At 45.0% G+C, this 26,539-nt stretch carries 25 protein-coding genes; 11 read left to right on the top strand and 14 right to left on the bottom strand.

Annotated elements, in window-relative coordinates; translation table 11 throughout:
- Position 1: 1 nt before the first annotated feature.
- From V1L52_RS03190 to V1L52_RS03155, 8 genes are all read right to left on the bottom strand, one after another.
- A complete protein-coding gene (locus V1L52_RS03190; RefSeq protein WP_428770859.1) occupies positions 2 to 1,798 on the bottom strand; it encodes an ABC transporter permease in 1,797 nt (598 codons plus the stop codon).
- Between the two features lie 159 nt (positions 1,799 to 1,957).
- Entirely contained in the window at positions 1,958 to 3,097 is a 1,140-nt protein-coding gene (locus V1L52_RS03185) for an ABC transporter substrate-binding protein (protein WP_428770858.1), read from the bottom strand.
- Between the two features lie 202 nt (positions 3,098 to 3,299).
- Positions 3,300 to 4,715: a tripartite tricarboxylate transporter permease gene (locus tag V1L52_RS03180; RefSeq protein WP_428770857.1), complete on the bottom strand. Its 1,416-nt coding sequence runs from the start codon at positions 4,713 to 4,715 to the stop codon at positions 3,300 to 3,302.
- 72 nt (positions 4,716 to 4,787) lie between these two features.
- Positions 4,788 to 5,240, bottom strand: coding sequence for a tripartite tricarboxylate transporter TctB family protein (locus V1L52_RS03175; protein WP_428770856.1), 453 nt, complete (start codon positions 5,238 to 5,240; stop codon positions 4,788 to 4,790).
- Between the two features lie 66 nt (positions 5,241 to 5,306).
- Positions 5,307 to 6,266, bottom strand: a complete 960-nt coding sequence (locus V1L52_RS03170; protein ID WP_428770855.1) for a tripartite tricarboxylate transporter substrate binding protein — start codon at positions 6,264 to 6,266, stop codon at positions 5,307 to 5,309.
- Positions 6,267 to 6,288: 22 nt separating this feature from the next.
- The gene (locus V1L52_RS03165) at positions 6,289 to 7,314 is read right to left on the bottom strand and encodes a PfkB family carbohydrate kinase (RefSeq protein ID WP_428770854.1); all 1,026 of its coding nucleotides are present in this window, start codon (positions 7,312 to 7,314) and stop codon (positions 6,289 to 6,291) included.
- A gap of 28 nt (positions 7,315 to 7,342) precedes the next feature.
- Positions 7,343 to 8,005, bottom strand: coding sequence for a bifunctional 4-hydroxy-2-oxoglutarate aldolase/2-dehydro-3-deoxy-phosphogluconate aldolase (locus V1L52_RS03160; RefSeq protein ID WP_428770853.1), 663 nt, complete (start codon positions 8,003 to 8,005; stop codon positions 7,343 to 7,345).
- An 18-nt stretch (positions 8,006 to 8,023) separates the two neighbouring features.
- Entirely contained in the window at positions 8,024 to 8,782 is a 759-nt protein-coding gene (locus V1L52_RS03155; protein WP_428770852.1) for an IclR family transcriptional regulator, read from the bottom strand.
- A gap of 180 nt (positions 8,783 to 8,962) precedes the next feature.
- On the opposite strand from V1L52_RS03155, the gene V1L52_RS03150 reads away from it, so the two are divergent.
- The 5 genes from V1L52_RS03150 (at position 8,963) to V1L52_RS03130 (ending at position 14,191) form a co-directional block, all read left to right on the top strand.
- Complete coding sequence (locus tag V1L52_RS03150) at positions 8,963 to 9,430, top strand: arginine repressor (RefSeq protein ID WP_428770851.1); 468 nt, start codon at positions 8,963 to 8,965, stop codon at positions 9,428 to 9,430.
- Positions 9,431 to 9,518: 88 nt separating this feature from the next.
- Positions 9,519 to 10,793, top strand: a complete 1,275-nt coding sequence (locus V1L52_RS03145; RefSeq protein WP_428770850.1) for a S1C family serine protease — start codon at positions 9,519 to 9,521, stop codon at positions 10,791 to 10,793.
- Positions 10,793 to 12,781: an excinuclease ABC subunit UvrB gene (uvrB, locus tag V1L52_RS03140; RefSeq protein WP_428770849.1), complete on the top strand. Its 1,989-nt coding sequence runs from the start codon at positions 10,793 to 10,795 to the stop codon at positions 12,779 to 12,781. The genes V1L52_RS03145 and uvrB overlap by 1 nt, the downstream gene beginning before the upstream one ends.
- Positions 12,782 to 12,820: 39 nt before the next feature.
- Positions 12,821 to 13,324: a deoxycytidylate deaminase gene (locus V1L52_RS03135; RefSeq protein WP_428770848.1), complete on the top strand. Its 504-nt coding sequence runs from the start codon at positions 12,821 to 12,823 to the stop codon at positions 13,322 to 13,324.
- A 27-nt stretch (positions 13,325 to 13,351) separates the two neighbouring features.
- Entirely contained in the window at positions 13,352 to 14,191 is an 840-nt protein-coding gene (locus V1L52_RS03130; RefSeq protein WP_428770847.1) for an MBL fold metallo-hydrolase, read from the top strand.
- Here the strand turns inward: V1L52_RS03130 and V1L52_RS03125 are convergent.
- Positions 14,175 to 15,464, bottom strand: coding sequence for an OmpA family protein (locus V1L52_RS03125; RefSeq protein WP_428770846.1), 1,290 nt, complete (start codon positions 15,462 to 15,464; stop codon positions 14,175 to 14,177). The two genes, V1L52_RS03130 and V1L52_RS03125, sit on opposite strands and share 17 nt — an antisense overlap.
- Positions 15,465 to 15,577: 113 nt before the next feature.
- Here V1L52_RS03125 and V1L52_RS03120 point away from each other — a divergent pair, with 113 nt between their 5' ends.
- Complete coding sequence (locus V1L52_RS03120) at positions 15,578 to 16,048, top strand: Fur family transcriptional regulator (protein WP_428770845.1); 471 nt, start codon at positions 15,578 to 15,580, stop codon at positions 16,046 to 16,048.
- A gap of 69 nt (positions 16,049 to 16,117) precedes the next feature.
- Here V1L52_RS03120 and rpmB read toward each other — a convergent pair whose 3' ends face one another.
- Positions 16,118 to 16,309, bottom strand: a complete 192-nt coding sequence (gene rpmB, locus V1L52_RS03115) for a 50S ribosomal protein L28 (RefSeq protein ID WP_428770844.1) — start codon at positions 16,307 to 16,309, stop codon at positions 16,118 to 16,120.
- Positions 16,310 to 16,431: 122 nt separating this feature from the next.
- On the opposite strand from rpmB, the gene V1L52_RS03110 reads away from it, so the two are divergent.
- Positions 16,432 to 17,589, top strand: coding sequence for an MFS transporter (locus V1L52_RS03110; protein ID WP_428770843.1), 1,158 nt, complete (start codon positions 16,432 to 16,434; stop codon positions 17,587 to 17,589).
- Between the two features lie 85 nt (positions 17,590 to 17,674).
- The gene (locus V1L52_RS03105) at positions 17,675 to 18,187 is read left to right on the top strand and encodes a ferritin (RefSeq protein WP_428770842.1); all 513 of its coding nucleotides are present in this window, start codon (positions 17,675 to 17,677) and stop codon (positions 18,185 to 18,187) included.
- Positions 18,188 to 18,360: 173 nt separating this feature from the next.
- On the opposite strand, the gene V1L52_RS03100 is transcribed toward V1L52_RS03105, so the two are convergent.
- On the bottom strand, positions 18,361 to 18,498 hold the full coding sequence (locus V1L52_RS03100) for a hypothetical protein (protein WP_428770841.1): 138 nt from the start codon (positions 18,496 to 18,498) through the stop codon (positions 18,361 to 18,363).
- A gap of 90 nt (positions 18,499 to 18,588) precedes the next feature.
- On the opposite strand from V1L52_RS03100, the gene lon reads away from it, so the two are divergent.
- Together lon and V1L52_RS03090 are read left to right on the top strand one after the other, a co-directional pair.
- Positions 18,589 to 21,147 (top strand): endopeptidase La, encoded by a 2,559-nt coding sequence (lon, locus tag V1L52_RS03095; protein ID WP_428770840.1) that lies wholly within the window; start codon positions 18,589 to 18,591, stop codon positions 21,145 to 21,147.
- Between the two features lie 39 nt (positions 21,148 to 21,186).
- A complete protein-coding gene (locus V1L52_RS03090) occupies positions 21,187 to 21,891 on the top strand; it encodes a DNA alkylation repair protein (RefSeq protein ID WP_428770839.1) in 705 nt (234 codons plus the stop codon).
- 55 nt (positions 21,892 to 21,946) lie between these two features.
- Here V1L52_RS03090 and V1L52_RS03085 read toward each other — a convergent pair whose 3' ends face one another.
- Positions 21,947 to 22,501 carry a GNAT family N-acetyltransferase gene (locus V1L52_RS03085; RefSeq protein ID WP_428770838.1) on the bottom strand — a complete coding sequence of 185 codons (555 nt, stop codon included), beginning with the start codon at positions 22,499 to 22,501 and terminating at the stop codon, positions 21,947 to 21,949.
- 214 nt (positions 22,502 to 22,715) lie between these two features.
- Between V1L52_RS03085 and V1L52_RS03080 the strand changes: the two genes are divergently transcribed.
- On the top strand, positions 22,716 to 23,159 hold the full coding sequence (locus V1L52_RS03080) for a PepSY-like domain-containing protein (protein WP_428770837.1): 444 nt from the start codon (positions 22,716 to 22,718) through the stop codon (positions 23,157 to 23,159).
- 175 nt (positions 23,160 to 23,334) lie between these two features.
- Here V1L52_RS03080 and V1L52_RS03075 read toward each other — a convergent pair whose 3' ends face one another.
- Together V1L52_RS03075 and V1L52_RS03070 are read right to left on the bottom strand one after the other, a co-directional pair.
- On the bottom strand, positions 23,335 to 24,846 hold the full coding sequence (locus tag V1L52_RS03075; RefSeq protein WP_428770836.1) for a hypothetical protein: 1,512 nt from the start codon (positions 24,844 to 24,846) through the stop codon (positions 23,335 to 23,337).
- 229 nt (positions 24,847 to 25,075) lie between these two features.
- Positions 25,076 to 26,515, bottom strand: a complete 1,440-nt coding sequence (locus V1L52_RS03070; RefSeq protein ID WP_428770835.1) for a flavocytochrome c — start codon at positions 26,513 to 26,515, stop codon at positions 25,076 to 25,078.
- Between the last annotated feature and the right edge of the window lie 24 nt (positions 26,516 to 26,539).

Below are 26,539 nucleotides of genomic sequence, written 5' to 3'. Positions count from 1 at the left end.
ATTATGCTCCTCCTATTCCTTTATCTATAGAAGCTCCGGTTAATTTATTTATAACAAAATTAAAAAACAGAACCACTATAATAATCAATAAATTAATCGCGTTTGCATACTGACTCCAGCCTTTTTCGTTATACTGGAACAGCATGGTCGTCAATACTCGGTTTGCAGGCGTAACAAGCAGAATAAACAACGACAACTCCCGCATGCATGAAATAAAGGGAAGTAAATAACCGGCAAGAAAGCTTGTTCTTTGAATGGGGAAAATAATGCGTACCATACGCTTCCACCAGCCTACTCCCTGGATAAGAGCCGCCTCCTCTATTTCATTACTGAGCTGTAACATGGCATTGACGCCCGCTCTGGAAGCAAAGGGAAGATACTTTACCGAGCCGATAATAACCAACAGCAAAAAGGTTCCGTATAAGGGAGGAATAAAACCGTTTTGCCTGCTGAACATCGATAAATAAATCGCACTGAACGCCATTGCAGGCATTAGATACGGAAAAAAGGCCAATCCGTTTACGAGCTCGGACAACCGGCTGCCGCGCTTTTTTACGACAGCATAACCGCACAATACGCCGCAAGTACCCGCGACAAACGAACAGCACAGAGATAATTTGACGCTGTTCCATAGCCCCTGATACAAATATTTATTGCGCAAAATACCGGGTTCAGCATTTGCAATATCGGGACTTCCCTTTCCGAGCCAAAATACCGCGGTAAAATTCGACGGATGATAATTTCCGGTTTCCATTGTAAAGGATTCTACCGCAAACGAAACGAGGGGTAAAACCGCAATCAAAAGGAGCAAAACCAATACGATTATCGATACGGGCATACGCGCTTTATACAGATTTACCAAAGCAGCCTGTGAACTTTTTCCGGTAACCGTAATAAAGGATTTGCGCTTACCGACAAACCATTGATTAAAAGCCAAAATGCACAAACCGACTGCAAGCATAACAAGGGTCATCACGTAACCGTACCCCTGATTGACGCCGTTCAACGTGCGGTATAATTGGGTTGTCAACACATAATAACGCACGGGAGTTCCCAAAAAGGCGGGAACGGCAAATGCGCTCATGGAACTTGCAAAGGTAAGCAAAAAAGCCGAAAAAACGGCGGGTACCACAATCGGAAACGTAACTTTACGCAAAATCTTAAAACGGCTTGCATGTAAAAGCATTGCCGCCTCTTCCAAATTGGCATCCATGTTTTGCAAAATGCCGCCGATTAAAATATAGGCAAAGGGGGCGTAATGTAATCCCGTTACCATAATAATCGGAAATTCTCCGTAAGCAAACCAGTTAGCCGTTTCAATGCCGGTAAAGGCGGTAAACAATCCCGATTTTCCGCCTATGTAGGAATTACGAAAAAAATTCAGCCACGCCATCGCCAAAGTCCATGCAGGCATAATATACGGAAACACAAAAATCGTACTTATCAGCGGTTTAAAACGAATATTGGAACGGGCAACGAGCCAAGCCATCGCTCCGCCCAAGAGAATTGCGATCACGCAGCTTCCCAAAGAAACCTTTATCGTATTCCAAAAAGGACTGTAAAATAAATTCCGGCTGTTTTTTCCGTCAAAAAAGATTTTATACCAGTGAAATAAGGTAAAATCTCCGGCCTTTACATTTTTTATCATCATCAATTCCGCCGGATGTGCAACAAAGGTATCCCGTAACAACGAAACCAGGGGTACCAGGGTTAAAAAACATAATACGGCAAAAAGTATAACGAGAATGATGTTTTGCGGCTCTTTAAAAAAAGCTTTAACATTGTTTCGCCACGGCATATGCCCTCCTTCTGAATATTTTGAAGAATTGACTTTTAAGCGATACGCATGTTTTAAGCGGCTAAACGGTATATTGCCGCAGTCAAACATTGTATTCAAAAATCGTGCCCGCCCCGTACCTGTTGACACGGATTCGGACACGATTTACCATCGAACGGTTCAGTTTATTAAATTATTGACGAATTCTTCAACTTTAGCGCGGTTTTCATAAGAATATCGGGGTTCTTCCCGCACAAGACGGGCTGCCCAAAAATTTATGTCTTCATCCGCTTCGTTACAGGGTACTTGAGGATTACCCGAATAAGAGCCTATATCGGATTTCCAAGGTGCAAAGCCTTCTTCGGTCAAAAGATATTCTATAAACAACTTTGCCGCATTGATGTTTTGTGCATTCGCCGTAAGCTGAGCATAAATCGGATAATAAAATCCGGAAAAAGGCTGCATTTCTTTTATAGGAGCTAAAGCAAGATTCTTTTTCGCCGCATAGCGCAGTTTTGAAAGAACAAATAAGCCCATCAACTGTTCTTTTTGTCCCTTAGTTCCCACATTTTCGGCAATATTCGAATCGCTCGTTCCCAAAACAGCATTATTGAAAAAGCCCTTCATCCATTCGTAGCCGGCGTTTTCGGTTGTTAAAACAATTTCTTTTCCGTAATAATCTTTATAAGCCTGTGCAATTTTTGCGGCCCATTTATCGCTGGTAAGCATGGTTAAAAAATTGGAATTGACACCTTCCTGCGGCGGATTCTTAAATTGAATACGTCCCTTCCATTCGGGTTCCGTCAACTGCCAAATATTGGTTACCGGAGGTTCTTCCGATTTTTCGCTGTTAAAGACAAAGATTTTATCACAAAATTGAAATACCAAGGGATTTTGATTTTCCGGCGGAATTTGATCGGCAAGCGAAAAGGGTACATAGTTTACCAAGTAGCCGAGATTTATCAATTCACCGTATACACGGGCACCGTCCTGACACAAAACCATATCGGCTCCGGCGACCTTACCGCTTACCTCCAACGATACTTTTTTTACCAGTTCGCCGTCTTTTAAGTTCGCCGTTTCAACCTTAATACCGTAGAGCTTTTCAAAATTCTCGGCGGCAAGCGAAACACGGGAAGTAGTCGAATAGACAACCAGTTTCCCTTCTTTTTTTGCGGCTTCAATAAGCTCTTCCCGGGTCATTGTCTGCATCGATTCCCGCATCTTTGCTGCGTCGGAATCCTTTTTACCCGAACATGAGAATAACAGCGGCACCGTTACGGCAAACACCGTCATTAATACAAAAAGACGATTTTTCACATCTTCCTCCTTAACGTAAAATTAATATTTTCTTAATATTATATTTATATTAGCACCGGAAATCCGAATTGTCAAGAAAAAATATTATGCGTACAGGTAAAATAAAAAGGCTGTCCGAAAACCGAAGTTTTCGGACAGCCCCGTAATGATCAAAAATTACCGCTGCACCCTGCCAGATGCGTTTCCGGCGGCAAGATTATTTTCAGATACCCGCACGTTTTAACAATGCCAAACGTTTTTTGATAAACGGAAATGCAACGGATAAAATAATAAGTGCAAGGAAGAATCGGCAAATGCCGGTGGAAAAAAATACGGCATAGCTTCCCTTGCTCATAAGTAAAGCGCGCCTGAAATGACTTTCCGCCATGGGCCCCAAAATCAATCCCAATACGGCAGGCGAAGCGGGAATCTCGGCCTTATCAAAAAAATATCCTACAATACCGAAAAAGAGCATAACGCCTACATCAAACATATTGTTCGCCATCGCATAAGAACCGACGACACACAATACAAAAATACCGGGAATCAATACCGCTTTCGGAACCGAAAGTACCCGTGTAAACAAACGTATACTGCTTAATCCTAAAATCAACATGCATATATTTGCAATAAAACATCCGATAAATACGGCATATACCAGAGGGGCATTATTTTGAAACAGTAAGGGACCGGGCTGCAATCCCTGTACAGTCAATGCTCCTATCATGATTGCGGCAACGGCATCGCCGGGCACTCCCAAAGTAAGCATAGGAATAAGGGCTCCGCCGGTTACCCCGTTATTGGCCGCTTCAGGGGCTGCAATTCCCTCGGCTATGCCCGAACCGAACCTTTCCGGGTTTTTAGACATATTTTTTGCCTGCCCGTATGCAATAAAGGCGGCTATGTCGGCTCCGGCTCCGGGAATAATGCCGATAAAAGTACCGAGCGTACCGAATCCAATACCGCTTTTACCTATTATTTTAAGATCTTCTTTTTTAGGCAATACTCCGGAGATATGTGAAATAATATTAGACTTTTTAGCTATATCTTCTATACCTATAAAAGCCTGGCTCATAGCAAACAGTCCTATCATTACCGGTATATAGTTAATACCGCTCAGCAGATTCATATTATTGAATGTAAAACGCATTTTCCCCGTTATACTGTCTATCCCTATGGTTGCAATAAGAATCCCTATACAGCCGCATACGATTCCCTTAGCCATTGATTTACCGGAGATGCTTGAAATAATGCATAAGCCGAAAACGGCCAACATAAAAAATTCGGGCGAACTGAAACGGAGTGAAATTTTTGCAAGTTGCGGAGCAATAAAGAACAAAAAAATACAGCTTGTTATACCGCCGAAAGCCGAAGACAGGGTTGCAATGCCCAAAGCTCTGCCGGGTTCCCCCCGCCGTGCCATCTCATAGCCGTCCAAAGTTGTAGCGGCCGAAGCGGGGGTTCCCGGTGTATTTAATAAAACAGCCGAAATTGAACCGCCGTATATCGCGCCGACATACACTCCTATGAGCAGCAGTATGGCCGGAACGGCATCCATGCCGAAGGTCAAGGGCAGTACCAATGCGACGCCCATCGTAGCGGTTAAGCCCGGTAAGCAACCTATGCAAATTCCGCTCATAACGCCGAGAAATATATATAATAATGTTTGCAATTGAAACACAAGCAGTAAACTTTCAGTTGTCATAATCACCTACAATAAGAATCCGAAACGAAACGGAACTTTTAATACGTATTTAAAAACACCGTATACGACGGCCGTTACGACAGCCGATACAAACAATGTTTTATGCCATTTATAATTACCCAAACGTTTAATAAATAAAAAGAGCATAATGATTGTTGAGATAACAAAACCGAGTACATTCATCAACAGTAGATATGCGATAAGAGAAACCATGGATACATAGACTCGGATTGAATCGGCCGACGCTATATCGACGGCCTTATCTTCTGTTTGCGCGTTTTTCAGTCCCTGTACTATAATCAGTATACTTGCAAAAAGCATAACTGCGGCGATAATAATAGGCCAGGTACCCGGACCGGGTACCCCGTCTTTTGCAACGGGAAAACGATATGATGCGGAAATCACTAAAAGCGAAAAAAACGCAAAAACGCTGCCCGTTATCAAATCGGCTTTTTTCATGATAAATCTTCTCCCTGCAAAAAACCGCAAACCGATAAAATACCGGCTTGAGGTTTCCGCAATACCTTATTTCGAAAGTCCTATCGTCTCTATCAACTTTTTAAACAGCATATTATCGGTTGCAAGTTTTTCTTTAAACTGAGCGCCGGTTAATAATTCAATATCGTTATTCGTGTTTTTCATAAACGCTTTAAAACCGTCACTCTTAGCCGCATTTATAAAAACGGTTTCAAGTTTGGATACGATTTCGCCGGGCGTTGCGGCGGGAACACCCAAACCGCGCCATGTACCGATTGCTATATTATAGCCGGATTCTTTTGCCGTCGGTACATTTGGACATGCAGGTAAGCGTTCCGGTGCGAGAACGGCAAGGGCCTTCAGTTTTCCGGCTTGTATTTGAGAAGCAACTTCCGCATACGAAACCGATACGGCATCTATGTGTTTACCCAATAGAGATGTAATTGCGGGAGCGGCGCCGTCAAAGGGAATATGAGTGAATTTTACACCTGCAGCCTGTTCCAAGCCTACTGCCGCCAAGTGCCATATCGCGCCTATACCGGAATTGCCTATTTGAATATCTTTTCCCTTTGCCGCTTTTAACAAATCGGCAAGAGTATTGTAGGGTGAATCTACGGGAACGGTAATCGCGGAATATGCGGAGTTAACCATCATGACGGGCGCAAACTTTTCATAAGAGATATCGCCGCCGGTTCCCGCATGAGGCAAGGTTACCAATTCAACCGTAATCATCGTGATTATATGCCCGTCGGGCCGCGCGTGTTGACCGTATGACATGCCGACCGAACCTCCGCCTCCCGTGCGGTTTTCAACTGCAATTCCCGCAGGGAAAGAAGCCTTTGCAGCTTCCACAAGGGCTCTTCCTACCGAGTCGGTGCCGCCTCCGGCACCGTAGGGAACGATAACCGAAACAGGACCGTTCGGATAAGCTCCGCCTTCTTTAGCGCCGCCGGCAAAAAGCGTAACGGCAACAGCAACCGCAAAAAAACAAACCAGTGTTTTTTTCATACATAACCTCCAAAATATTGTTTTATCTTTGAACCCTGCCCGATGCGTTTCCGGCGGCAAGCGCCTTTACTTCATCAACGGATACAAGGTTAAAATCCTGTTCTATCGTATGCTTGAGGGCGGAAGCGGCAACGGCAAATTCGATTGCCTCCTGCCCCGCATAATTTTCAAGCAGCGCATAAATGAGGGCCGCTCCGAACGAGTCTCCGCCTCCGACGCGGTCTACAATTTGAATCGTGTAGTTTTTGGAAAAAAAAGCTTCCTTGCCGTCGTAGAGCATACCTCCCCACTCGTTCACGCTTGCCGAAAGACTGCCTCTGAGGGTAATTGCCGTTTTTTTACAGCCGAATTGACTGCAAAGCTGCCGTGCAACGCTCACATAAGCTTTTTTGTCAAGTTTTCCGCCGTCTATATCGGTATTTTCGGCTTTAATGCCGAATACATCGGAAGCGTCCTCTTCGTTTGCAATACACAAATCCACATAGGGCATTAAAGAAGACATAACCCTTTGTGCCTCGTCGCGTGTCCATAATTTTTTGCGGTAATTAAGGTCGCAGCTTACGGTTAAGCCCTTTTCTTTGGCCTTTTTACATGCCGCAAGACAGGCTGCGGGCATATCGCCTCCCAAGGCCGGCGTAATTCCCGTAAAATGAAACCATGAGGCTCCTTCAAAAATGCGCTCCCAATCAAAGTCCGAAGCCGAAGCAAGGGCGATAGCCGAATCTTTTCTGTCGTAGATAACCTTTGAAGCTCTCTGGCTTGCACCCTTTTCGACAAAATACAAACCGAGCCTTTCTCCGCCGCGAACAATGAATGAAGTATCCACACCGAAATGCCGAAGTCCATTGAGCGCGCTTTGCCCCAAATCGTTTACAGGCAGCTTTGTTATATAGCGCGCATTGTACCCGTAGTTTGCCAAAGAAACGGCAACGTTCGCCTCACCGCCTGCATAACTGATTTCCATTTCATCGGCCTGTACAAAGCGTCTAAAACCTTTGGGATTTAAGCGCATCATAATTTCACCGAAACTTACTATTGTTTTACTCATAACTATCTCCTATTCATTTTTGAGGCTGCTATTGCCCCTTTGCCTTTTTCCAAATTTCAACGGCACGTTTTGCCCTCTTTTCTATTTCATCCCATGCTGCCTTATTGATTAAATCGCGCGAGGCTATCCATGTACCGCCTATAGCGGCAACGTCCGGCAAAGCTGCAAAGTCTGCAAGACTTTCTTCACTGACACCGCCTAAGGGAAAATATTGTAAGCCCAAATGCTTATAGGGGGCGGAAACACTTTTTAAATACGAAAGCCCTCCGAGGGGAACCGCCGGAAAGAGTTTTAAAAACGTACAGCCTAAACCGTAGGCGGCTTCGATATCACTTGCGGTTGCAACACCGGGTGCGAAATCCAAGGCGCAGCTTTGGGCTTCTTTTACGATCGCCGGATTTAAGCCCGGAGAGACGGCAAAGGCCGCCCCCGCTTCTTTAACGCGTTTGGCCTGACCGCTTAAAATAACGGTTCCTATACCGACGGTCATTTCGGGCACTTCCTTACAAATCAGGGGAATTGAAGGTTCGGCCGCATCCGTCCGTAGAGCCAATTCAATAGCGGTTATACCGCCTGCAACAAGGGCTTGAGCGACCGGAACGGCACTTTTAACCTCATCGATTTGCAGAACCGCAACTACACCGCTTTTTACTATCCGTTGTAACACATCTTCACTCATCACGTTTTTCATACATTTCTCCTCACAACATCAATTCCCCGACAAATTAAGATAGGGTACTATTTTTACCGCTTCATCGGCTGCGCGTACAAGACAGGCTTTTATACATTCTTTTTTTTCATCGGTATACCGAAAAACCGGAACAGCCACCGAAAGAGCCGAAACGACGGTACCGTCAATCAAAACCGGAACGGCAATACAGCATATATGCTTGTTTGATTCTTCCCATTCATAGGCAAATCCGTATTTTTTTACGGATTGAAGTTGTTCATATAATTTTGCAATATCCGTTACCGTTGATTCGGTCAATGCTTCCAAACCTCCAGGGTACAAAACCTTCAGATCCTCAAGTGAAAACCGCGATAAAAGAGCCTTTCCCAAAGCCGTTGCATAGGCCGGTAAGGTTTTTCCTACGGCGGAATACATGCGGACGGTTTCTTTGGAATCGACCTTTGCAAAATACAATACGTCTGCACCTTCCAATACTCCCCAGTGCGCCGTTTCTCCGCAGGCATTCACAATCCGTTTTAAAACTTTTTGCGCATTTTCGTAGGGCGGCGCATTTGAAACATAATTACTGCCGGCAAAAAATAAGCGGAACCCGACGGTATAGCGGCACGAATACCGGTCATAATTCAAATAAGCATTTTTATAGAGCGTTTGTAAAATGGGGTGCAGCGTACCGGAAGGCATATGTAAAGAACGGGAACACTCCGCCAAGGTAAGACCGCTTTTAGAAGTTGAAATCAAATTCAAAACCGAAATAACACGAAAAGTGGGATTATGCATTGTAACTTAAAATCTCCCGGTACACCTTGTCATTCGTATATACGAATGACAATTGCCAATACAATTATTGTACATCGTAAAATCGGTTCTGTCAAATAAAATTTTCATCCTTGACAAAAACCGCATATTTATACAATATAAAGGTGCGTCTTGCCGACAATACGAATTCGGAGAAAAAATGTGAAAAACCGTTTAACCCGCTTGGAAAATATACGTACTCTTATAAAAAACCGCCGCATCGAATCGCAGGAAGAACTGCTTATTCATTTACAACAAGAAGGCTATACGGTTACACAGGCAACCCTTTCAAGAGACCTCAAGCTTTTAAAGGTCGGCAAGGTGGCCGACGGAAGCGGCGGCTATATGTACACCCTGAGCGAAGAAAAAACGCAAAGCCCCGAACACTTGTACGCGCGGGATTTTTTGCGCGGCTATACATCGATTCAGTGTTCGGGAAACATGGCGGTTATAAAAACCCATTCGGGACATTCAAATACGGTTGCCGAAGCTTTGGATTGCTTTAATATAGACGGCGTTTTGGGGACGATTGCAGGCGACAACTGTATCTTTGTGTGCTTAAGCGAAGGCGTAAGCGGTAAAGATTTTTTGCACAGCTTAAAAGAAAAGATTCCCGAACTTTCCGAATGAACAACGCAGCAGCGGATGCCGCTCTAAAAATCGTTTTTTAATTCTTTAGTGCTGGAAATTCCTGCGTCTTTTTACTATATTTTAGAGTATGAAACTGTATACAAAACGGCAGATTTTTTTTGCTTCTTTACTGACGGCGATTTTTTCTTTGGTGCTGTCGGCCCTCATATTTTCAACGGTATATAAATTTACGGCAAAACCGGCCGATACCGCAGAACTCCCTCCTCAAGCCGCTGAAAAAACGGAAACGGGGGTTCAAGTCCCCTCATATTCACAGGACGAAAATTCCTTTGTACTTCAAAGCTCCGAACAAAACATCGCGCTCGGTGCCGCCGACCGGCAAAATCAATATACCCGCGATGAAGTGCAAAATATTTTTGTCTACGAAAACTGCAACGAAGCGGTTGTAAACATAAACACGCAAGTGGTCGCGGTCAACTGGTTTTTGGAACCCGTTCCTCAAGACGGCGGCTCCGGTTCGGGCTCCATCATCGATAAGAGGGGCTATGTCGTTACAAACGTACACGTTATAGAAAACGCATATAAAATTTACATATCGCTTTCCGACGGCACCCAATACGAAGGACGGGTGGTAGGCCAAGACAGTGCAAGCGATATTGCCGTTTTAAAATTCGAACCGCCGCGCGGAACCGAATTAAAAACAATCGACTTCGGTAATTCGGATTCGCTTAAAGTAGGCCAAAAGGTTATCGCCATCGGAAACCCCTTCGGTTTGGAGCGGACAATGACAAGCGGTATCGTTTCCGGCTTGGGACGCCCCATTCAGTCCTCATCGGGAAACATTATACGCGATATGATTCAAACGGATACGGCAATAAATCCGGGTAATTCCGGCGGGCCGCTTTTGGACACGCAGGGAAAGATGATCGGCATAAACACGATGATTTATTCCACATCGGGAAGTTCCGCCGGCGTAGGTTTTGCGGTTCCCGTCAATACGGCAAAGCGCGTTGTATCGGATTTGATTCAATACGGGAAGGTGCGCCGCGGCGTTCTCGATCCGGATGCCCGCCTCGTCCAGCTTACCCCCTCTATCGCTTCTTACGCAAACCTTTCGGTTTCTTCGGGCCTTTTAATATCCGAATTGACGCGCGGCGGTACGGCCGAACGCGCAGGCCTTCGTGCAGGCACGGAAGCGGTGCGCTACGGTTCAAGCAGAAACCGCGTTATCATTTATCTGGGAGGAGATGTTATCACCGCCATAGACGGTACTGCGGTGCGCGGTTATGCCGATTATTATTCGCTTTTGGAAAGCAAAAAGCCCGGCGATACGGTAACGCTCACCGTCCAGCGCGGAAAAAAAAGCGAGCGCATAACGCTTAAACTGAGCGAGGCCGAATAGTGCGCCCCTTTAAGGTTGAATCCCCCTTTGAACCCTCAGGCGACCAGCCGCAGGCAATAGAAGCTCTTGCACAGGGCTTTTTAAACGGGGAGCGTTTTCAAACCCTCAAGGGGGTTACCGGTTCGGGTAAAACCTTTACGATGGCAAAAATCATCGAGCGCATACAGCGCCCCACCCTGATTATAAGCCACAACAAAACCCTTTCGGCCCAGTTGTACCGCGAGTTTAAAAGCTTTTTTCCGAACAATGCGGTCGAATACTTTGTATCCTATTACGATTATTACCAGCCGGAAGCCTACGTGCCGGCCCGCGATTTATACATAGAAAAAGACGCTTCGATAAACGATGAAATAGACCGTCTGCGCTTAAGCGCAACGTATTCCCTTGTCGAAAGGCGCGACGTTATCGTCGTGGCAACCGTTTCATGTATTTACGGTTTGGGAATGCCGGAAATCTACCGCGATATGAGCATTCATATCGAAAAGGGTGAAGCTTTAGCCCCCGATAAGTTTGCGCAAAAACTCGTATCATTGCAGTACGAACGGAACGACGCCGTATTCGAGCGCGGCAATTTCCGCATACGGGGCGACGTGCTGGAAATTTTCCCTGCCTATATGCACGAAGCCTACCGCATAGAACTTGACTGGGAAGAAGTGGTAAAAATAAAACGTTTCGACCCGATAAGCGGCGAAATCCGCGAAGATATGGACGAGCTTATGCTCTACCCCGCCAAACACTTTATCGTACCGCCTGAAATGCTTGTCGCCGCCCAAGACCGCATAAAGGCGGAACTGGAAGAACAGGTTGAGTTTTTGCTTTCTCAAGGGAAAAATCTTGAAGCCGAACGCCTAAAAACGCGCACTATTTACGACCTTGAAATGCTTGCCGAAATGGGCTATTGCCCCGGAATCGAAAACTATTCGGGCCCCATTACCGGGCGCGCACGCGGTCAGCCTCCTGCAACCTTGCTGCATTATTTTCCCGACGATTTTTTATGTATGATAGACGAATCCCACGTTACCCTCTCGCAGCTCGGCGCAATGTACGAAGGAGATCGCAGCCGCAAAACAAACCTTATCAATTTCGGCTTTCGGCTGCCAAGCGCTTTGGATAACCGCCCCCTTAAATTCGCCGAATTCGAAAAAAAACTGAATCAAACCCTCTTTGTGTCGGCAACCCCGCGCGAAGAAGAAGTCAAGCGCAGCAGCCGCGTTGTAGAGCAAATTATACGCCCCACCGGTCTTTTAGACCCGATTGTCGAAGTACGGCCGAGCGAGGGGCAAATGCAGGATATTTACAAAGAAGTAAAACGGCGCATTGCACAAAACGAGCGCTCGCTCATTTTGACCCTTACAAAAAAAATGGCCGAAGACTTAACCGAATATTTGGACGAACTGCACTTAAAGGTAAAATACATTCACTCGGAAGTCGAAACGATTGAAAGGGTGGAAATATTAAAGGGTTTGCGCGCGGGAGAATTCGACGTTTTGGTCGGCATCAATTTATTGAGGGAAGGAATCGACTTACCGGAAGTGTCCTTTATTGCGATTTTGGATGCGGATAAAATCGGCTTTTTGCGCTCGGCTACAAGTTTGGTGCAAATTATCGGACGGGCGGCGCGCAACAGCAGCGGTACGGTTGTCATGTATGCCGACCGCCTCAGCGATGCGATGAAAGAGGCAATCGATGAAACAAAAAGACGCCGCTCGATTCAGGAAGCATACAATAAGGAACACGGTATAACGCCGACCACCGTTGCAAAGGCTGTGGGCGACATTTTGGTGCGCCGCAGCGAAGAAAAAAAAGAAATTATCGGTACGGAACTGTCCGTTATCAAAGCCGCGACAAATATGTTTATTCCCGGCCAGCGCAAAAAGCTTTTAAAAGCGATGGAAAAACAAATGCTCGAACACGCCGAGCGCTTGGAATTTGAAGAAGCCGCGGCGATACGCGATGAAATGGAAGAAATAAGGCGTCAATTCGCTTGACGGCGTCAAGTTATTGGAGTAAGGAGGTTTGTTGCAACCATGGCTGAACAAACAACGGAACAAAAAAATGAGAGGCCCGGCTGGGACGAATATTTTATGGAAGTATGCCGCGCTATTGCCAAACGTGCAACCTGCGACCGCGGAAAATCGGGCTGCGTTATCGCAAAGGATTGTCAGATTTTGGCAACCGGCTATGTAGGCTCTCCTTCGGGACTGCCTCACTGCGATGATGTAGGCCACGACTTAAAAAAGATGATCCACGACGACGGTTCGGTTACGATGCACTGTGTACGCACCGTCCATGCCGAGCAAAACGCAATTTGCCAAGCCGCCCGCCGCGGCGTTGCAATCGACGGGGCAACCGTGTACTGCAAAATGACCCCCTGCCGCACCTGTGCCATGATGCTTATAAACTGCGGCATAAAGCGTATCGTATGCGAAAAAAAATATCACGCCGGTGCGGAAAGCGAAGCTATGTTTAAAACCGCCGGCATCGTCCTTGAATATGTTGATGAAAGCGTCGAAAAATACGACAACCAGTAAGGCTGCAATAGGGATTCGCTGAAAGTTATGAAGATTTTTTTTGCGGGAACGGGAACAAGCCACGGTATCCCCGTGATCGGCTGCACCTGCCCCGTATGTACATCCGAAGCTGCCGAAGATAAGCGCACGCGCTCAAGCATTTTTGTTAAAGGAAAAAACGGAACCTCTATCGTAATCGATACGGGGCCGGACTTCCGAAGCCAAGCTTTGTGCGCAAAACTGAACAAGGTTGACGCGGTATTGTATACCCACAGCCATGCCGACCACTTGCACGGCATCGACGATTTGCGCATTTTTTCCCACAAAAACCTCCTCGGCGAAACAACCGAAAAGCCCCTGCACATTTATTCGAATGCCCCAACCCTGAACGATATACAAGTACGGTTCGACTATATTTTTTCACCCGTAAAAGAAGGAGGCGGAAAGCCCCATCTTGAATTGATTGACGCCTCGATTTTCGGCACCGAGAACCCGCTTTGTATCGGGGAATTTGAAATTATCCCCGTACCGCTTTTGCACGGACATTTGGAAGTATACGGCTGGAAAATTTCGGAAAAGGATTCTGCCGATAAAACGTGTTCGCTTGCCTATTTGACCGACTCTAGTTTTATCAGCGAACAATCGATAGAGCTTGTGCGCGGCGCGGACATTCTTGTTATCGATGCACTGCGCGAGCGGCCGCACAGTACGCATTTAAGCTTTGACGAAAGCATAGCCTACGTGCAAAAAATAGGGGCAAAGCGCAGCTTTTTTACCCATATATGCCACGATTTTTCGCACAGCCAAATCAAAGCCTTTTTAGCCTCTCATACGGGCGGCAGTTTGAATATAGAACCCGCTTATGACGGCCTTATTCTAAAATCGTAATTTCAACACGGCGGTTTTGTCTTTTGCCCTCTTCGGTTTCGTTAGACGCAATCGGCCGCTGTGAACCGTGCCCCTTCGTAATACAGCATTCCCTCTTAATGCCGCGCTTTGCCAATTCGTCGGCAATGCGCTGAGCACGCTCGGCCGAAAGTTTTTTTTCGCCTTCCGCCCTGCCCGTAGAAGCGGCGTGTCCTTCTATTAAAAGTTTTGCATCCGGTACTTGCTTTAAAACTTCGGCAATGCGGTCGAGCCTCTCCTTTTCTTCGGCTCTAAAATCCGTACTGTCGGGCAAAAAGCCTATGTTCCGAAGCGAAAGCCGCAAGCCCGCAGGCGTTTGTTCAAATACCGTATCGGAGCTGTTGCCGTCAAGCTGAATATCGGCGGAAAGCGTACCGGCGGACTCCACGGAATCGGAGGCGGAAGCCGTCGAAGCGTTTCCGGCAAGGTTTTCCAAAAGCGGCAGCACATCTTTTTTTTCCACCGCACTCGGAAAATCCGTAAACAGCAAAATACTTCCTTTAAATTGTACGCGGTTTCCGTCTTTATAGCGGAACTCCTCTTCAACCCTGTCCGCAATAACAAAGACTTGACCGGTTTTTTTAAGTACGTACATATCGGCAGTGTGAGAACCGGCGGCAAAGATTAAATCCGCATCTCCGTTACTATCGATATATGACATACCGTAGCGGGTAGCCCAAGAAGCTTGAATACGGTAGGTTTCCCTGCCCTTGTAAAGCTCTTCGCCTTGAAACGTGTATAAAACCTTTATAGGCATGCGCGTATAGATTCCTTTATTCAAAGGGTCAACGGCACGGACGGCATCGGAGGTCCATGTATCGCCCGGCTGTACCGCCTCGGACGGAAAGGCGGGAAAACTTCTGAATGTCGGAAAGCCCCTGTCTTCTATCGGAGTCAGACGGCCGTCGGAAGAAAGGGCAAAACGGGCGGGAACGGAGGTATCCAAAGAGAGGGCCGTTTCTTTAAGATTCGACATCGTTTTTTCGCCCACATAAAAACCGCCTTCAAAAAGCGTAAAAGCTCCCGTGATACCGAGCTCTTCGGTATCTATATCTTCAATACCCGAATCGGAAGGATAGACAAAGGAGCGTACTTCGCGGCTTGTCAATCCCGTATACTTTCCGTTGTCGTAGCGGCGTAAATCGGAGCGTTCGACCATCCAATAGGAACCGGCTTTGCGGTATTCAAGCTTTGTTTGAGCACACAGAGAAGCGCTCAAAACGGCAATACAGAGCGCAATACAAATACGTTTCATATTATAAGTATCGGTAAAAAAGGCGTTCTTTCGCAAGTTAAAGCGGGCGGTTGACAACAGCCAAAGATTAAGTTAATATCATATTTGAATTCAATACAAATATAGGAAAAATTATGACTGTAATAAAACGAGGTTCATTACACACCCTGAACCGCACGGATACAATGGTTGATACGGCAAAACTCTTAACCGAGCACGGTGTACGTCCCTCCGTACAGCGCCTTGCCGTCTATCAATACTTAAAAGAGCATCCCGAGCATCCGACCGTCGATACCCTCTATCTTGCTTTGGCGCCGTCAATTCCGACCCTGTCAAAAACAACGGTTTACAATACGCTCAAATTGTTGCAGGAAAAACGTCTTGTTAAAAGCGTTGCTATCGAAAACGATGAACTGCGTTACGATGCCGAAACTTCGGAGCACTGGCACTTTAAATGTACCGGCTGCGGCAAGATTTATGATGTATATTCCGACGAAGCCGCACACATACGGGACGCAACTCTGGGCGCCCTCCCGAAAAACTTTAAGCCTCAAAAAACGGAAATGAATATCTGGGGGCTGTGCTCGGACTGCTGCGCATCATAAAAAAAGGCCGTCCTACATACCGGTGTTCGGACAGCCTCTTTACATGCGAAACGATAGACTACAATGATATTACACCTTCTTTGTAATATATCCGCTTCTTAAACAACGCGTACACAACTTCAATGTCGTGGTTGTACCTTCAATTTCGGTTTTAACTTCCACAATATTGGGTTTCCATGTACGGCGTACATGGTTGTACGACTTACTTACTTTGTTGCCGCTCATAGGGCCTTTTCCGCAAATATCACATCTTCTTGACATAAAAACCACCTGTATTCAAAACACTTCAATTTAGCTGCGAATGTTTATTATAACGGAATAAAAAAATAAAGTCAATGCGATTACTTGCCTTTTTTTTCACCATGGTTTATGCTGGACAATCTATGAACATAAAACTTACCTTGCTTGATTTTTCACTTATTACGGCCCTCCTCGTTTATTCTGCGAGCGCCACGGTAACCCCTATCTGCCTTTTGGCTATGGCCGATGAACTGCACTTTAACCTGTCGGCAAGCGGAGGCATTGAAGGAATGCGCAGTATTTTGATTTTTGCCTCATTATTTTCAGGCGGTTTTATCGCAAGCAGGATAGGAAAAATACGCTCTCTTGCAGGAGGCTTATTCGGATTAAGCATAGGCTATGCCGTTTATGCGGCGGCCCCTTCCTATGCGGCTATCCTCGGCGCAAGCGTCCTTATCGGGGCTTCATGCGGTATTTTGGAAGGTTTGATAAATCCTCTGGTACAGGATTTACACAGCGAAGATTCCGGCAGATATTTGAATATTACAAACTCGGCATGGTCGGCAGGCGTTTTATCGACGGTATTGATTGCGGGTGAATTATTAACCCGGGATGTATCATGGCGCCTTATTATGGCGGCCTTGTCGTTTTTTTCTTTTACGGCAGGCGTTTTTATGGCCCTGCTGCGCAAACGGGAACCGCATACAAAAGCTTTAAATACCGAAAGTGTTATCCGCTTTTATATCGATTGTATCCGTTCAAAACGCTTTTTGGTCTTTTGCTTTATGATGTTTTTAGCCGGAGGTGCCGAAGGCGCCTTTACCTTTTGGAGCGCAAGTTATATACAGCTCCATTTTGCTTCTTTGCCCCGAATGGGAGCTGTCGGAACGGCATGTTTTGCAGCGGGTATGCTTTCCATGCGCTTATTCATCGGCGTATACGTTCCCCAGCATAAATTGCGCAAAATGATTTTTTTATCGGCGGCCGGAGGCTTTATAATAGCCGCCCTGCTCCCCCTCATGCACAGTCAAATGCTCTTTTTCCCCGCTCTGTTTTTGTCGGGTGTCGCCATTGCATGCTTTTGGCCTTCAATACAATCCTATGCCGTATATAAAATACCCCGTTTGGATTCGACATCGGCCTTTATTTTAATGTCATGCGCGGGAATCCCCGGATTCGGTTTAATTCCCTTTATTATGGGAATTATCGGAGATACGGCGGGACTTGAAAAAAGTTTTTTATTGATTCCGCCGGTATTTGCCCTATTGGCTGTTACGGTCATTATTGAAAAATCCCGTTAAGTACATTTTTTGCTTGCTTATTCGGCCTAAATTCGCTATCTTTTAATCAAGCGCTTTTTTTTATAAAGCTGTTTTAGGAGGCTCTATGCTGGATAAAAAAGTAAGCACACTGCTTAATGCCCAAATCAACAAGGAGTTGTTTTCGGCCTATGTATACTTGGATATTTCCAATTATTTTTACGAAGAAGGATTGGAGGGATTCGGCAACTGGTATAAAATTCAGGCTAAAGAAGAACAGGATCACGCAGACTTGATTCTTCAGTATTTACAAAACAACGGTGAGAAAATCACCTTGGAAGCGATCGACAAACCGAATCACACGTACAAGGAATTTAAGGACGCCCTTGTCGTAAGTTTGCAGCACGAACGCTATGTTACCGATCTGATTCACACGATTTATGCGGCGGCGGTTGACGTAAAGGATTACCGCACCATGCAGTTTTTGGACTGGTTTGTTAAAGAGCAGGGCGAAGAAGAAAAAAATACCGAAGATATGATTAAAAAATATGATTTATTCGGTTCGGATGCAAAGGCACTTTACATGCTCGACAGCGAATTAAAGTCCCGCTCCTATGCGCCGCCTTCTTTGGTTTTGTAAAAAATAAACCTTTCCGTAAAATTCATCAACTGAAAACTTTGTCAAAAGTTGAGGTTGATGAATTCGGTGCTTTCGTAACGCAAGTAAGAAAGCACATAAAATAACGGAGTTTTGCCCTTCGCAATATCAAAAGGCAAAACTCAAATTAAAGTGAGCGGCGCTATTTTAGACGCTCACTTTAAACCTTCAAAAGCATCGGGCTGTCCGTTAAATCGAAATTTTTCGGACAGCTCTTTTTTTATTCCCCGCCTGATAAAATCGGTACGATTTAATGCTAAAAAGGGCTTGCCTTTTCTCGGAAAAATGAGCATATTTTAATATAAGACAGTTGTTTTTTATTACGGGGCTTGTTTTAAAAACCGAACGTGTTTCAGACAAGCCTCTCAGGAGTTTTTTTCAGTATGGCAGAACAAATCATCGTACCCGCAGATCAAACACTTTCAAATAAATTACGTTTAATCCCACTCTCCGGCCGTCCGATTTTTCCCGGCATTTTTACGCCGCTTATGATCAATTCGGCGGAAGACATAAAGGTGATAGAAAGCGCCTATGCCGAAGACGGTTTACTCGGCATTGTGATGCTTAAAAACGACAGTGAAAATCCGGTTGTCTCCGACTTGCATGAAGTGGGAACGGCCGCACGAATTATAAAAAAAATCAATTTACCCGACGGCGGCGTAAACATATTTATTTCGACCATAAAGCGCTTCCGCATACGGAAAACCCTCAGCGAATCTTCTCCGATGGCGGTCGCCGTTGAATATCTTGAAGACATTGAAGATAAAACCTTTGAAGCCAAAGCTTTAACGCGGGCCCTCATCAGCGAAATGAAGGAGATTTCCGAAAACAATCCGCTTTTTTCCGAAGAGATGCGCCTGAATATGGTAAACATCGACCATCCGGGAAAGATTGCGGATTTTATCGCTTCCATTTTAAACATCGATAAGGACGAGCAGCAAAAAGTTTTGGAAATGCAAAATGTCCGCAAGCGCATGGAAAACGTTTTGGTGTTTATAAAAAAAGAGCAGGAACTGTTGCGTATTCAAAAAAAGATTCAAAGCGAATTGAACGACCGCATCGAAAAAAATCAGCGTGAATATTTTTTAAAGGAAGAACTCAAATCCATCAAAGAAGAATTGGGTATGGCAGGCGATGCTAAAAGTTCCGACTACCAAAAATTCAAGGATAAGATAGATTCATTCGAATTTGAAGGCGAAGTACTTGAAACGGCCCAAAACGAACTGGAAAAGTTTTCCCTTATGGATGCGTCTTCTCCCGAATATACGCTTACGCGCAACTATCTCGATACCATCGTCAATTTGCCGTGGAAAGATCCCGTACCCGAAAACTACAGTATGACAAAGGCGCGCGAAATACTGGACGAAGACCACTACGGACTTGAAGACGTTAAAAAGCGTATTATAGAATACCTTGCGGTGCGTAAATTAAAAAACGACAACAAGGGTTCCATCGTGCTTTTGGTCGGCCCCCCGGGTGTCGGAAAAACGAGCGTGTGCCGCTCAATCGCGCGCGCGATGAACAAGCCCTTTTTCCGGTTTTCGGTAGGAGGTATGCGCGATGAAGCCGAAATAAAAGGGCACCGCAGAACCTATATCGGCGCTATGCCGGGAAAAATCATTCAGGGCTTAAAAATCGTCAAAACAAAGGCACCCGTTTTTGTCATCGATGAAGTGGATAAGATGGGTTCAAGCTTTCAGGGAGATCCGTCCAGCGCCCTTTTGGAAGTACTCGACCCCGAACAAAATATCGCCTTTAGGGACCACTATCTGGATATGCCCTTCGATATTTCGAATATTTTGTTTATGCTGACGGCAAACTCCCTCGACGGAATTCCCGAACCCCTTCGCGACCGTGCCGAAATCATTCATCTTTCGGGCTATATCGATCAGGAAAAAACCGAAATAGCCAAGAACTTTTTGGTTCCCAAAAGCCTGGAAAAAAACGGCTTATCCAAAAATCAAGTGCATTATACAAAAAGCGATTTATTGTTTATTGCAAACTCTTATGCACGGGAAGCCGGCGTGCGCAATTTTGAAAAAAATCTGGATAAGATACACCGTAAATATGCGGCAGAACTTCTCGGTGAAAACGACATATCTTCGCTCATGGATGAAGTATTCTCTTTAAAAGAAGCGTCCCGCAAAGAGCTGGAAGAGCGCATTGCCGCACAAAAGGCGGCCGAAGAAAAAACAAAAGAGGAAACAAAGGATATTCCGGATACCGGCCGCAAACCCAAAAAGAATAAAGAACTTAAGCGCATTATCGGTGCGGAAGAAAAAGAAAAGCAAAAAAAACTCAACCGGCTTTTAGCCCGCCCCGTAAGCTTGGATAAGGAACTTATCGAAAAGTACTTGGGTAAACCGGTTTTTACAGACGAAGACAACCGCAAAAAAGCCGACCGCCCCGGAACGGCAATCGGCCTTGCATGGACAAGTATGGGCGGCGACACCCTGCTTTTGGAAGCTATCAGCGTTCCCGGGAAAGAAGGCATTACCCTTACAGGTCAAATGGGCGATGTTATGAAAGAGTCCGCATCGATTGCGATGAGCTGGGTCCGCTCCTATGCCATCGAGCATAAAATAAAGGATGCAGCCTTTTTTGAAAAACACAACATACACTTGCATATTCCCGAAGGAGCAACTCCCAAGGACGGCCCTTCGGCAGGTATTACGATGACAACCGTTCTCTTATCGCTTTTAAAGGATAAGACAATCCGCAAAAACCTTGCCATGACCGGAGAGCTTTCGCTTACGGGCCAAGTCCTTCCGATCGGAGGCTTAAAAGAAAAAACGGTAGCGGCAAAGCGTAACGGTATAAAGCACGTTATTATCCCCAAACAAAATATGCGCGATTTGGATGAGATTCCCGAACGGGTAAAAAAAGGCATAACCTTTTATCCCGTTACGCATATAGGGCAGGTATTGGACTTGGCTTTTTAAAGGTCTTGACCGATACCCGTAAACGGCTATAATTTTACTATGAAGTCAAATCCTGCAGGCGTCGTAGAGCGCATTCAAAAAGAACTTTTTTCTTTTCGCGACGAAGCATACAAGGCCTTTAATAAAAAGCTGGTGCCTACTATCGACGAAAAAACGATGATAGGAATCCGCACGCCCGTCCTGCGTACCTTTGCAAAAAGCTTTTTTAAAGCCGAGCCGGATGAAGCACAAGCCTTTATGAGCGTTCTTCCTCATACTTATTTTGAAGAAAACAACCTGCACGCATTTTTTGTCGAACAAATCCGTGATTTTGACCTTTGTCTTGCAAAGACGGAAGCTTTTTTGCCCTTTATCGACAATTGGGAAACCTGCGACCTTTTTTCGCCGCCTGTGTTCAAAAAGCATCCCGGCGCGGTGTACGAGCGTATCCTCGTTTGGTTTAAATCGAAGCATTGCTATACGGTGCGCTATGCCCTCGGTCTTTTGCTGGCGAATTATCTTGACAGTGAATTCAAACCGGAAATGCTTGAACGTGCCGCCGCCGTCAAATCCGACGAATACTATATAAAGATGATGGTTGCCTGGTATTTCAGCTTTGCCCTGATTAAACAGTACGATACGGCGATTCCTTACATTCAAAACAGGCGGCTTGAACCCTTTACACACGCAAAGGCAATTCAAAAAGCGGTTGAAAGTACGCGCATTCCGGCCGAAACAAAGGCTTACTTAAAAACACTCAAATAAAGGTTTAAAACGGACGTCTAACATATCGCCGCCCGTTTTGATTTAGAGTTTTGCCTCAATTACTCAATTTTAGGAGCATTTGAATTTCGTCGCGGTATGTGCCGTCTTTAAGTTTATATGCGCGGGGAATAATACCCGTTTGCACAAAGCCGGCTTTTTTATACATATGCAGGGCACGGCTATTGTCGGCAAACACACCCAATTCGATTTGCTCTAAGCGCGTTTGCTTTGCCGCTAAAATGGCCTCGGAAAGCATACGGGTTCCCAAGCCGAAACCCCAAAACGCTTTTTTTATTCCCATACCGAAATCGCCCCTGTGCCGTGTTTTTATACAATCGGCTTTACACAACACTCCTGCATTACCGACCAATTCTCCGTCTATAAAGGCCGCAAGCATAAAACCGTTTTCGGAATTATTGATATCATCCAAGCGCTTTTTTTCGTCTTCAACGGTTAATACGATTTCTTCAGGATAGCGCAGTAAAAAATACGTTTGTGACGCACTGAGACGCATACATTCAAGGACTGCCGCCGCATCCGCCGGTTCGGGACTTTTAAAAACCGCCGTTTTTCCGTTCGAAAGCTCTATGTGTTTAGGCTGAATATACATAATGAAAAAGCTTACATCGTTTCGCCCCTTATTGCAAGCATCGCTGAACTTTGTAAAAAATTCACCGGACTTGCAAAAGTGCTTGAAATCATAATAAACTTGCCGCAGCTTTAAAATTATAGTATCTTTAGTTAAACCGTAAAAACGGTTCAAACAAAACGGTTTAAATATGTACTGTCCGCTGCGGCATTCGCTTTAAACCGTCGGAGGTTATATGAAACAAAAAATACTCGGAATAAGCGCTTTGCTTTTAATGCTTGTTGTATCGGGAAGCGCTTTGTTTGCAAAGGATATTCCGGTAGCCGAAAAGGATTTACCCCAAGCGGTACGTTCCTATGTAAACACGCATTTTCCCGAAGCCGCAATCGCCCTTGCGGTAAAGGATACGGAAGGCGTTTCTCACAGCTATGAAATAAAGCTTAACAACGGAGTAGAGCTTGATTTTAATGCAAAGGGCGAAATTACCTCGATTGACGGGCGCGAAAAACTTCCCGATTCGGTAATTCCTGCAAAAATCCTTGCCTATGTTCAGGCACAGTATCCTCAAAATTATATAACGGACTGGACTTTGGAAAGAACGGGGCAGGAAGTTGAACTAAACAACGGTCTCGAATTGAAATTCAACCGCAAAGGCGATTTTCTAAGACTGGATAGCTAAGCGCTGCACCGCACTAAACACAGAGGGGCGGCCTAAAAGCGCAAGTCTTTCAGGCCGCCTGCAACAATACCGTAAAACATCGCAACGGCAAAAGCCGATAACGAAATATATAATTTGACAGAGAAGAGAAAATAAGAAAATATTCTATAATTATAGAGTATGGGGTCTATACTCGTTAAAACTCCGGTAAATTTACTTCTGTTTCGGCCGGATATTCTCCGTCGGCATATTCCGTAATAACAAAATCTCCGTCCTCATTTTTTTTATATATCGGATAAGAGAATTCGACATTGCACAGTACCTTAAAGGGAGGTTCAACTATAGGAATAGAATACGAAGCGGTATGCCGGATGTACGGATTATTTATTAAAAGCATACCTTCAATGTCAGATCTTTCAGCATCTCCTATTTCATATAAGTTTCCATCGCTGTCTATCAGCCTTATATCGTTTAAACTTATCGATGTATCCGAAAAATCTTGAGTATTTGCCGTAAGAGGAAAAAAGGCTGAAAGAGTAATTTGCTTATTTGCAATGTGTAAGCTGTAAGGTTCAATTTTTATTTTTTGCTTTAATTCTTCGGCCGTATAATTTTGATAAGCCGGTTCTTTCTGTCTCTCTGTATTTCCGCTTTGCCCATCTCTTTTATTTTGTTCCACATTCAAAAGGCCTAAATCGATTTTATGTTTTTTTACCGTGTCGGATAAAACCGATAAACTGACGGATTTTATTTTTCCCGCAGCCCTAAGTTTTGCAATAAAAAAAGGATGATACTCGTTTTTTTCGTCATTTTCGGCTTCGATATAGCGTTCTTTTATATCATAGAAATATTCCGCAAGCCATGGGTATGGCATGTCCGTGTTTCTGTACCGGAGGTAATGCCGGAAGTCTGCCGAAAAACTTTCAAAGTTTAAATCTTCGCCGCCCGTTCCGCGTACAACTGCATGTATCTTGTTTGTTTTATAAAATAATTCATTGGGTTTTTCATTGACCCGATAAGAAAGTCTGTAACCTCGGCGGGAAATATCGTATTTTCTTTCGTATTCGAGCATCTTGTCATAAGAAAATTCTTCATCAGCCGCAACTTCGGTTTCATTGGAATGTTCTTCTTCTTCATTTTCATCATCGATATAATCGTCTTTTGTGTAAGAGTAATCGTATTTTATTCCCATATCCCGTATAAAGAAAACCGCTTCATTGTCTTTTATTTCGAGAAGTTTGATATGAAGATTGTCAAAGCTCTTTGTTATGCCGATTTGGTTTACCGTAAATTCAAAATCGCCTACGGATTGCGGAACGGCAGCTAAAGCTTCAGCCTTATACATATTTTCTTTAATCTTATTGAAGCTTATATAATGAGGAAGCGGAATTTGAGCATCATAGTTTATTTTTACATTGCCGTCATAATCTTCTTCAAAAAAAATACTTTCCAAAATTCGTTTTTTTATTTCGCTTGGATTTAATTTTACCTTTTCGTTGGAAAAGGGGTTGGGAGAGTCTATATTATCAAAAATCCAAGGATAATAAATTACACCCGATCTATAAAGATCTTCATACTGTGCAAAGTCTAAAAAGATTTTATCTTGACTATTGTCTTCTTCAATTTTAGGAGCACTCACACAGGCTACAATTAAAGCAATAATTAAAAGTGCGTAAAGGCATAAAACGATAATCGATTCCGGTTTCATAAAAATTCCTTTTTTAGTTAAAGTTTCTTGGATATTTTAAATAATAACATTCATATTTCCCCTCTGCAAAAACTCCGGAACAATGATACCACAGCCTGACAAATTTCACAATTATAAAAAAAGCGGTTCCTAAAGCAAAAAACTTTAGAAACCGCCTTATTTACAGTTTTAACACCGCCGCTTCCGGAGAAGCGCTTTCGAAAAAGCAAGCGGCATATTTTACATATTTTTACTTACCTTTTGCGTAGGCGGCGGCATTGGTACCGGCAATTTTACCGTATACGGCAATGTCCGCCATTGCATTTCCGCCCAAGCGGTTTGCACCGTGAACGCCGCCGGTTACTTCGCCTGCGGCAAACAAGCCGGGCACAACCGTACCGTCGGCGGTCAATACTTCGGCTTTATTGTTGATGGCCAAACCGCCCATTGTGTGGTGAACGGCCGGATTTACTTCTACGGCATAGAAGGGCGCCTTTTCGATTTTGCGCGGCATATCGGCACGGCCGAAATCGCCGTCTTTTTTCGCAGAGGCAAATCCGTTATAGCGCTTTACTTCGGCTTCCAAAACATCGGCGGGGATATTGAGTTTACCGGCCAATTCGGCAAGGCTCGCACCCTCGGTCAATAAGCCCTGTTTTGCATAGCCTTCAATAGCTTTTAAAGATTCACGGACTCCCTGATCAAACAGGAGAAAAGCGGTTTTTCCCGTTTGGGCCAATATAGCCTTGGACATTACGTCGCGGGTAGTCAATTCCTGTTCAAAACGTTTTCCGTCGCGGTTAACCATAACGGCACCGTTTCCGCGCACAGCCTCGGTAATCATAATGTTTTTCACGGGAACAACGGTCGGGTGAGTTTGAATTTGATCCGCATCAACGATTCCGACATTAAAGGGTTTTACCCATTCAAAGGCATCGCCGGTAGCTCCGGGATGGTTCGTGGTACCGAAACCCGTAAGTTCACTTCTGTATGAAGTGATAATTACGGGATTTGCACCGAAGCCGCCTGAAGCAATAATAACGGCTTTTGCTTTGATATTTTCCGTTTTGCCGTCCGCACTTACAACAACACCGGCAGGCTTTCCGTTCTTTTGGATAAGACCGGTAACCTTTGTGTTATACCGAACCTTAGCACCGGCCTTTTCGGCAGCGGCAAGCATAATCTGTACAAAGTGGGGACCGACTTTAGCTCCTCCTGCAGGGCGGTGCGCACGGTTGTTTGTCGCTCCGGCAAGCCTTCCGACGTCGGATAAATCCATTCCGTGAGAAATAAGCCATTCAACGGTTTTTCCCGATTCACCGGTTAAGGTGCGTACCAATTCGGGGCGGTTGAGGTTTTTACCGCCCTTCATCGTATCGTTGTAAAACTGTTCGCTTGTGTCGGCAATACCCTTAGCCTTTTGCACCGAGGTTTCCGATGCATTTAAACCGCCGGTCGCATAGTTTGTGTTACCGCCTGCAAAGGGCATTTTTTCCACAACCAATACCGAAGCTCCCGCTTCACGGGCGGCGACAGCGGCGGAAAGTCCGGCGCCGCCGGTTCCTACGATAACGACATCGTATCCGGATTCTTTACATGCACTTATAAAGCACAGCGAAATACAGACAAGAGACGCCGCAAGTACTTTAAGTACCGTCTTAAAGCGTATCGATTTTTTTTGTGTGAACATAGTTCCTCCGAGTTGCGTTTGTAT

Origin of the sequence: Treponema sp. HNW (assembly GCF_050320395.1) — a bacterium.
Taxonomy (GTDB): Bacteria; Spirochaetota; Spirochaetia; order Treponematales; family Treponemataceae; genus Treponema_C.
This window is presented reverse-complemented; position numbering and strand designations above follow the sequence as displayed.